General features: G+C 72.3%; 9 protein-coding genes. 4 read left to right on the top strand and 5 right to left on the bottom strand.

The window, feature by feature from the left end; genetic code table 11:
• The first annotated feature begins 184 nt into the window (after window positions 1-184).
• Complete coding sequence (locus ACFT2C_RS20590; protein WP_377208941.1) at window positions 185-790, top strand: hypothetical protein; 606 nt, start codon at window positions 185-187, stop codon at window positions 788-790.
• Between the two features lie 8 nt (window positions 791-798).
• On the opposite strand, the gene ACFT2C_RS20585 is transcribed toward ACFT2C_RS20590, so the two are convergent.
• Window positions 799-1,206, bottom strand: a complete 408-nt coding sequence (locus tag ACFT2C_RS20585) for an ACT domain-containing protein (protein WP_377208940.1) — start codon at window positions 1,204-1,206, stop codon at window positions 799-801.
• Window positions 1,203-1,766, bottom strand: coding sequence for an OsmC family protein (locus ACFT2C_RS20580; protein ID WP_377208939.1), 564 nt, complete (start codon window positions 1,764-1,766; stop codon window positions 1,203-1,205). The genes ACFT2C_RS20585 and ACFT2C_RS20580 overlap by 4 nt, the downstream gene beginning before the upstream one ends.
• Window positions 1,767-1,830: 64 nt before the next feature.
• Between ACFT2C_RS20580 and ACFT2C_RS20575 the strand changes: the two genes are divergently transcribed.
• Window positions 1,831-2,529: an ArsR/SmtB family transcription factor gene (locus tag ACFT2C_RS20575; protein WP_377208938.1), complete on the top strand. Its 699-nt coding sequence runs from the start codon at window positions 1,831-1,833 to the stop codon at window positions 2,527-2,529.
• Between the two features lie 19 nt (window positions 2,530-2,548).
• On the opposite strand, the gene ACFT2C_RS20570 is transcribed toward ACFT2C_RS20575, so the two are convergent.
• Genes ACFT2C_RS20570 through ACFT2C_RS20560 form a run of 3 tightly spaced genes read right to left on the bottom strand, consistent with a single transcriptional unit; the run spans window position 2,549 to window position 4,374 of the window.
• On the bottom strand, window positions 2,549-3,340 hold the full coding sequence (locus ACFT2C_RS20570; protein ID WP_377208937.1) for a hypothetical protein: 792 nt from the start codon (window positions 3,338-3,340) through the stop codon (window positions 2,549-2,551).
• Between the two features lie 40 nt (window positions 3,341-3,380).
• The gene (locus ACFT2C_RS20565) at window positions 3,381-3,842 is read right to left on the bottom strand and encodes a DUF6196 family protein (RefSeq protein WP_377208936.1); all 462 of its coding nucleotides are present in this window, start codon (window positions 3,840-3,842) and stop codon (window positions 3,381-3,383) included.
• A gap of 40 nt (window positions 3,843-3,882) precedes the next feature.
• Window positions 3,883-4,374, bottom strand: coding sequence for a winged helix-turn-helix transcriptional regulator (locus tag ACFT2C_RS20560; RefSeq protein WP_377208935.1), 492 nt, complete (start codon window positions 4,372-4,374; stop codon window positions 3,883-3,885).
• 91 nt (window positions 4,375-4,465) lie between these two features.
• Between ACFT2C_RS20560 and ACFT2C_RS20555 the strand changes: the two genes are divergently transcribed.
• Together ACFT2C_RS20555 and ACFT2C_RS20550 are read left to right on the top strand one after the other, a co-directional pair.
• Window positions 4,466-5,326 carry an SDR family oxidoreductase gene (locus tag ACFT2C_RS20555; protein WP_377208934.1) on the top strand — a complete coding sequence of 287 codons (861 nt, stop codon included), beginning with the start codon at window positions 4,466-4,468 and terminating at the stop codon, window positions 5,324-5,326.
• 59 nt (window positions 5,327-5,385) lie between these two features.
• The gene (locus ACFT2C_RS20550; protein WP_377208933.1) at window positions 5,386-6,399 is read left to right on the top strand and encodes a zinc-dependent alcohol dehydrogenase family protein; all 1,014 of its coding nucleotides are present in this window, start codon (window positions 5,386-5,388) and stop codon (window positions 6,397-6,399) included.
• Window positions 6,400-6,413 lie beyond the last annotated feature (14 nt).

Below are 6,413 nucleotides of genomic sequence, written 5' to 3'. Positions count from 1 at the left end.
CTTCGAGATCGGTCCATCGACGGACCGATCTCGAAGCAACCGACCGAGGTCGATGCGGACGTCCAGCATGGGACCGAACTGGGGGCGCCGCCTGCGAGTCGTCGGCAGCACGCCTGTTGTAGATTGCCTGCCGCAACGGCCACCCCTGAAGAGCGCACCTACATCACACACCATAGGACATTCGATGGAACACATTCCGAGCAGCGCGCATCGATCCCGGCGCCTCATTCTGCGGCAGCACGACTCCGCGTCGACCGCTTTCATGATCGCCGAGGTGATGGGGTGGCAGAACATCGGGGTCACCGAGAAGAAGGTCTTCAGAAAGAAGGCTCTGCACATCGCCTGGGAGATGTCACCGCAGGTTGTGCTCAGCTACCTGAGCGACAGCAAGCAGCGGACCTCGTACATGCTGGTGACGAGCAAGTCGACCTCGGACCTGGACCCGTACGTGACCCAGCTCGTGGGCACGGGACTCGATTTCTACACACCGGAGGAGCTCGTCGAGGAGGTGGGTTCGGCAAAGACCCCCGAGGCCAAAGGACTGGCGCTCGTCCAATCGGGGATCGGAGCTCCGGGACGACCGACGCGCCCGTACGTCGACGCCTATTTCGAAGCAATCAGAAGTCCATCGACGAGCGTACGCATGAGCGCGATCACTGCCATGGGATACGCCGAGTGGCCTGAATTCTTGGAACTCCTGGATGCCGTATCGGTCGAAGACGGCGACAGGCATGTAAGGGGTCACGCGAAGAACATGGCCGCGGCCTTCCGCAAGGCCGCACGGGGCTAGCCCGACGCTCAGCGGTGCCGCCCCCAGTGCCCGACGACCGCCCGGCACACCTCGGCGTCATCGTCGGCGACGAGGAGCACCAGGTTGCCGACGTGGTCGCTGTACTGGACCAGCACGTTCACCCCGGCGTCGCCCAGCCGCCGCGCGAGCGTGCCGAGCTGGCCCGGCACCTCCTGGTCCAGCCGCGCCAGGACGACGTCGCGCACCGCCGCCGGTCCCAGCCCGGCCGCGGTGACCGCCGCGAGCGCGCGAGCGCCGTCGTGCACGAGGTAGTGCGCCACCGCGTGGCCGTCGTGGGTGAAGACGCCGCCGCCCTCCAGGCTCACGCCGGCCTCGCCGAGCGCCTGGCCGAGGTCGGCCAGCGCGCCGGGGAGGTCGGGCAGGTGGACCTCGAGGTCGTGCAGGCCGGCGCTCATGCGAACCGCACGGTCATGCCGACCTCGACCGGCACCGCCAGCGAGTTGGCGACGTAGCAGCCGCGGTGGGCCTGATCGGCCAGCTCGTGCACCAGGGCTTCGTCGGTCCCGGCGGCCACCGTGACGGTCACGGCCAGGCGGATCGTCCCGAGGCGCGCGGGCGACGCGCCGAGGTCGAGGTGGCTGGTCGCCTCGTCGTGGTACGACAGCACGTCGACGCCGGCGCGCGCGGCGGCCCCGAGGAAGGACAGCAGCTGGCACGAGGCCGCCGCCACGACCACGAGCTGTTCGGGGTTGAGCCGGTCGGGGTCGCCGCGGAAGGCGGAGTCGGCGCTCAGCGTCAGCACGGGGGTGGCGGGCGCCGCGACCGCGGCGTGCTCGCGGGAGTAGGAGCGGACGCCGTCGCCGGTCGAGCCGGCCCAGTGCAGGCGTGCCGCATAGGGGTGCGTGGGCGTGCGGGTGCCGGGAGCGTTCGGGCGGGGCGCGTCGGAGCCGGGCGCGTCCGGGCGGGTGCTCCGCGGACGGGTCGTGCTCGGACTGGTCGCGTGGTGACTGGTCATGCCGGGACCGTAGGTCGGAAACGCTTCGGTGGACGCCGAAATGTCCCGGCCGTACGGTCGGCCCATGAGCCGCGACCGGGACTTCACCGCAGTGGGCAGGGCGCTGTCCACCCCGGCCCGCTCCACGTTCCTCAACCTGCTGATGGACGGCACACGGCGTCCGGCGGGCGAGCTGGCACAGGCGGCCGGGGTGAGCGCGTCGACGGCGTCGGAGCACCTGGGCGTCCTGGTCGACGCCGGCCTGGTGACCTGCCTTCAGCAGGGACGCCATCGCTACTACTCGCTCGCGGGCGGGGACGTCGCCACCGCGCTGGAGTCCCTCGGCATGCTCGCCGACGCCGCCCCCGTCTCCGGGTACCGCCGCAGCCGGCGGGCCGAGTACCTGGCCGCGGCCCGGTTCTGCTACGACCACCTCGCGGGACGCCTCGGCACCGGCCTCACCGACGCCTGGGTCCGGTCCGGCTGGCTCGCGGGCCGCGACGAGCTCAGCCTGACGGACGCGGGCGCCGTCGGCCTCCGCGAGATCGGGGTGGACGTCGACGGCGCCCTCACCGCCCGCAGGGCCACGACCCGGGCCTGCCTGGACTGGACCGAGCGCCGTCCGCACCTGGCCGGAGCGCTCGGCTCCGCCGTCGGCGCGCGGTTCCTCGACGCCGGATGGGTCACGCGCCACCGGTCGGGCCGCGGCCTTGACGTCACGGAGTCGGGCCGCACGCTGGTCCGCGAGGCGTGGGGCCTCGACCTGGCGGACGCCGGCCACTGACGCGGCGTCCTCCCCGCCCTCACCCCGCCGCGCGCGGCCCGCGTCCGGCGCCGCCGCTCCACTGCCTGCGGAACCAGCCCTCCCAGGTGTGCCCGCCGAACCGCTCGCCCGCGGTGATCAGCTTCTCGAACGAGTGGTAGCCGCCGGGCAGCCGCACGCGCCACATCACCGGAGGCAGGCCGGGCGTCGGCGCCGGCTCCTTGGCGCGGTACCGGAGCAGGCGCGGCAGCTCGCGCAGCTCCTCCTCGCGCATGGGCACGATCTCCAGGGCGATGCCCCGCTTGTCGGTCACGCGCAGCGCGCCGAAGATCCGGTCCTTGAGCCAGTCGCTCACCTTCGCCTTGAGGTGGTCCAGCGGCCCGCCGACGGTCGGCAGCTCCGGCGGCATCTCGTACGACAGGCCGACCCGAGCCGCCTGGGTCCACCGGACCAGGTCCCACGACGTGCCGTGCCAGAACCAGATACCCGCGGCGTCGACGACGATGCCGCGCGGCCGCGTCACCCGCCAGAAGTTGGCGATGAACAGCACGCACAGCCCGCCGAACAGCAGCCCGAAGAAGCCCCCGATCCCCTTGACGACCGGATCCGGGTCGGTCGCCACGGCGTAGAAGCACGCCCACCCCAGCGGCCCGGTCAGCGCGATGCCGACGACGAGCGTGATCACCCCGAGCCGCCCGAGGTCCAGCCGGTGCGCGTCCGGGGAGAAGGTCGGTTCGGCGGCCGACGTCGGGCCGCCGATCGCCGGGCCGCTCTGCGCTGAGCTGGCCGGCGTGGCGCCCGGCACCTCGCCCATCATGTCCTGGTTTGTCACGGGGATGATGGTAGACGCAGCACACCCCCGCGGCCCCGGCTCAAGCCGTGACGGCTCGCGCCCGCAGTCCCTCGACGACGGCGACCGCGTCGTCCAGCAGCGTGTCCGGGCAACCCCAGTAGTCGAATATCCCGCCGCGCGACGTGTTGCTCCCGCAGACGACGAACACCCCGGTGCCCAGCTCCTGCTTCAGGTGCGAGGCGAGCCACCCGACGAAGCCGCTGTTGTCCGCGGCGTTCGGGAAGTGGAACGAGAACAGCCCGAAACGCTCCGCGGCGGTCGTCTCGGCTGCACTGGCTGCGCCGTCCGCCGTCGCCCGCACGAGGCTGCTCCACACGTCCTCGTCCCGCACGACGGCCAGCGTCTCAGGTGTCAGATCCGGCGGATCGACCGATTCCTCGAACCTCCAGTACCCGTCATGGACGACGAGCTCCGCCTCGGAGATGACCTCCACCAGCCGTGCCTCGATCTGCTCGGCGGTCTCGATACTGATGCTCACCATCCGCGGAGGCTATGCCTCCGACGGCGGACCCGGCGAGCCTTTACGCGCCGTCCCCGTCCGACCCCGCCCGACCCTGCCCGACCTCCCCGGCGGCGACCGCGCCCTCGAGCAGGTCGGCCAGCGAGCGCAGCCGCTCCGCGACGGCCTCGCCGAGCGGCGTCAGCGAGTACTCGACGCGCGGCGGGATGTTCGTGACGACGTCGCGCGTGACCATGCCGTCCCGTTCGAGGGCCTGCAGCGTCTGGGACAGCATCTTCTCGCTGACGCCCTCCACGCGGCGGCGCAGCGCGTTGAACCGGTAGCCGCCCTCCCCCAGCGCGAGCAGGGCGAGCGACGACCACTTGGAGGTGACGACCTCGAAGGCGGCCCGCGAGCCGCAGCCTCGCGCGAACACGTCGGTCACCAGCTCCTGCGAGGGCCCGCCGGGCGGACGGTCTCCGGTCGTGCCGTCTCCGGTCGTGCCGTCGCCGGGCACGGCGGACTCCCGGTCGTCAGATCCGAGGTCCGCGGGTTCCAGGTCGGCGATGCTCACGGACCCAGGGTACCGTGCACGCTCGGAATGTGGTGTACTTTCGATTCGTTAGTGCTACCTGCTGGCAACTACCCGAGCAATGGAGAGTGTTATGACCACCTACGCCGTCACCGGAGCCACCGGTCCCTTCGGACACCACGTCGTCGAGGAGCTCCTGTCCCGCGGCGTTCCTGCCTCGGATGTCGTGGCGATCGTCCGCACGCCGAGCAAGGCCGCCGACCTCGCGGAGCGCGGCGTCCAGGTGCGCGAGGGCGACTACTCGCGCCCCGAGACCCTGCCCGCGGCCCTGGCCGGCGTGCAGCGCCTGCTGCTGGTCTCCGGCAGCGACATCGGGTCGCGCGTCGCGCAGCACACCGCTGTGGTCGACGCCGCCAAGGCCGCCGGCGTCGAGCGCATCGCCTACACCAGCATCCTCAAGGCGGGCAACACCTCCAACCCCCTCGCCGGGGAGCACGAGGCCACCGAGGCGGCGCTGCGCGCGTCCGGCGTCCCGTTCAGCGTGCTGCGCAACGGCTGGTACTTCGAGAACTACACCTCGCAGCTCGGCCAGTACCTCGAGCGGGGCGAGATCCTCGGCGCCACCGCCGGCCGCAAGGTCTCGGCCGCCGCCCGCGCGGACTACGCCGCGGCCGCGGCGGCCGCGCTCCTGACCGACGACGACGGCGACGCCGTCCACGAGCTCGGCGGCCCCGCGTTCACCTTCGACGAGCTCGCCGCGACGGTCAGCGACGTCACCGGTACCAAGGTCGCCCACCGCAACCTGTCCGTCGAGGAGTACGCGGCCGCGCTCGAGCAGGTCGGGCTCGACGCCGGCACCGCCGGGTTCGTCGCGGGCCTCGACGCCTCGATCGCCGCCGGCGACCTGGAGACCGACAGCGACGACCTGGTCAGCCTCCTGGGCCGCCCCGCCACCCCGCTCGCCGACGTGGTCAGCGCCACGCACGCGGCCTGAGCCCCAGACAGGTAACCGCAGGCCCTCCCTCGCTGGCCCAGGACGTGTTGAATGGGCCCATGCGAGGAGCAATCATTCACGGCCCCGGGGACGTCCGCTTCGAGGAGCGGGCGGACCCCACCGTCGTCGAGCCCACCGACGCCGTCATCCGGACCGTCGCAGCCTGCGTGTGCGGCTCGGACCTGTGGCGCTACCGGGGCATCGCCCAGGTCAAGCGGCCGACGCCGATCGGGCACGAGTACGTCGGCGTCGTCGAGCAGATTGGCGCCGCCGTCACCACGGTCAAGCCCGGCGACTTCGTCGTCGGCGGGTTCCTGCACAGCGACAACACCTGCGCGGTGTGCCGCAAGGGCATGCAGGCCAACTGCTTGCACGGGGGCGGGTACGACGGCTGCCAGGCCGAGAAGATCCGCATCCCCAACGCGGACGGGACCCTGCTCGCCACCCCCGGCGAGCCGGACGCCGACCTGATCCCGAGCCTGCTGAGCCTGTCCGACGTGATGTGCACCGGCTGGCACGCGGCGGTCTCGGCCGGCGTCGGGCCGGGTTCGAGCGTCGTGGTGGTGGGTGACGGCGCCGTCGGGCTGAGCGGTGTGCTGGCCTCCGCCCAGCTCGGTGCGACCACGATCATCGCGATGAGCCGGCACGAGTCCCGCCAGCTCGTGGCGAAGGAGTTCGGCGCGACCCACGTCGTCGCGGAGCGCGGCGCGGAGGGCCTCTCTCAGGTCCTGGAGCTGACCGACGGCATCGGCGCGGACGCCGTGCTGGAGTGCGTCGGCACCGAGGACGCCCGGGCGCAGTCGGTCGAGCTGGTGCGGCCCGGCGGCACGATCGGCCTGGTCGGCGTCCCGCACGGGGACCTGCCCACCGACACGCTGTTCTGGGGGAACAAGGGCATCCGCGGCGGCATCGCGCCCGTCCGCGCCTACCTCCCGCACCTGCTGGACCTGGTGTGGCGGCGCGAGATCGACCCAGGGAAGGTCTTCGACCTCACCCTGCCGCTGTCCGACGTCGCAGAGGCCTACCGCGCGATGGACGAGCGGCGCGCGATCAAGGTGCTGCTGCAGAACTGAGCGTGCCGCTGAAC

The organism is Promicromonospora sp. NPDC057138 (assembly GCF_042670845.1).
Classification (GTDB): domain Bacteria; phylum Actinomycetota; class Actinomycetes; order Actinomycetales; family Cellulomonadaceae; genus Promicromonospora.
The sequence above is the reverse complement of the archived record's forward strand: the minus strand, read 5'-3'. Positions and strand labels throughout refer to the sequence as shown.

Excerpts from the sequence above, each read along its gene's own strand:
- ACFT2C_RS20590 (WP_377208941.1), top strand. The coding sequence starts at position 185 with ATGGAACACATTCCGAGCAGCGCGCATCGATCCCGGCGCCTCATTCTG.
- ACFT2C_RS20585 (WP_377208940.1), bottom strand. The coding sequence starts at position 1,206 with ATGAGCGCCGGCCTGCACGACCTCGAGGTCCACCTGCCCGACCTCCCC.
- ACFT2C_RS20580 (WP_377208939.1), bottom strand. The coding sequence starts at position 1,766 with ATGACCAGTCACCACGCGACCAGTCCGAGCACGACCCGTCCGCGGAGC.
- ACFT2C_RS20575 (WP_377208938.1), top strand. The coding sequence starts at position 1,831 with ATGAGCCGCGACCGGGACTTCACCGCAGTGGGCAGGGCGCTGTCCACC.
- ACFT2C_RS20565 (WP_377208936.1), bottom strand. The coding sequence starts at position 3,842 with ATGGTGAGCATCAGTATCGAGACCGCCGAGCAGATCGAGGCACGGCTG.
- ACFT2C_RS20555 (WP_377208934.1), top strand. The coding sequence starts at position 4,466 with ATGACCACCTACGCCGTCACCGGAGCCACCGGTCCCTTCGGACACCAC.
- ACFT2C_RS20550 (WP_377208933.1), top strand. The coding sequence starts at position 5,386 with ATGCGAGGAGCAATCATTCACGGCCCCGGGGACGTCCGCTTCGAGGAG.